Source organism: uncultured Mycobacterium sp. (genome assembly GCF_964249325.1).
In the GTDB taxonomy this organism is placed as follows: Bacteria; Actinomycetota; Actinomycetes; order Mycobacteriales; family Mycobacteriaceae; genus Mycobacterium.
The window spans coordinates 4483-5105 of record NZ_CAXUCH010000231.1 but is presented as its reverse complement, the minus strand read 5'-3'; the positions used below and the strand labels follow the sequence as shown (position 1 = coordinate 5105).

At 69.3% G+C, this 623-nt stretch carries 2 protein-coding genes; both read left to right on the top strand.

Annotation, left to right across the window (positions count from 1 at the left end; genetic code table 11):
• Window positions 1-15 precede the first annotated feature (15 nt).
• The gene (locus ACFE99_RS20945; protein ID WP_375488325.1) at window positions 16-264 is read left to right on the top strand and encodes a hypothetical protein; all 249 of its coding nucleotides are present in this window, start codon (window positions 16-18) and stop codon (window positions 262-264) included.
• Window positions 257-623, top strand: a 367-nt coding sequence (locus ACFE99_RS20940; protein WP_375488324.1) for a ParB N-terminal domain-containing protein, incomplete at its 3' end; no start/stop codon positions are given. The genes ACFE99_RS20945 and ACFE99_RS20940, both read left to right, overlap by 8 nt.

The following is a 623-nucleotide window of genomic DNA, read 5'->3' as shown; positions in this document are numbered from 1 at the left end:
GCCGCCTATGAAGCGTTGCGACGTGACAGCGCGTTCCGTGCCCAACTCGATCTCGATCGCCAGGCGTGGACCGGGCTGCTCGGCGTGCTGCTCGGCTCCCGTCCACAGCCTGGCCGCCCGACCCGCAAGGGCGTGTTGGCACGGCTACTGCTGGGCGAGAGCGTCCGCGAGCTGTTGGACGACACCAGCCTGGTGCGTTCGGTGCTTGCCTGTCGCCCCTGGCTCCCCGCTCCGCTGTCACCGGGAGATGAGTTCGGTGAGTAGCGGCGGCGGTGTGGAGCTGGACCGGCCGGTCGCCTCGATCCGGGTCGGCGTCCGCTTTCGCCACGACCTCGGGGACCTGGACGAGCTGTGCGACTCGATCGCCAAGCTCGGACTGTTGCAGCCGATCACGATCACCCCCAACGGCATCCTGGTCTGCGGCGCCCGTCGCCTCGCCGCGGTCAAGCGGCTCGGATGGGAACAGATCAAGGTGTGGATCACCGCCACCGTCTCGACCCGGCTGGCGGAGGTATTGGCTGAGCAGCACGAGAACACGATCCGCAAGCCGCTGGCGCCCACCGAGGCCGCAGCCCTGTACGCCGAGCTGAAGGCTTTGTATGCGGCGGACGCGGCCCGTCGGC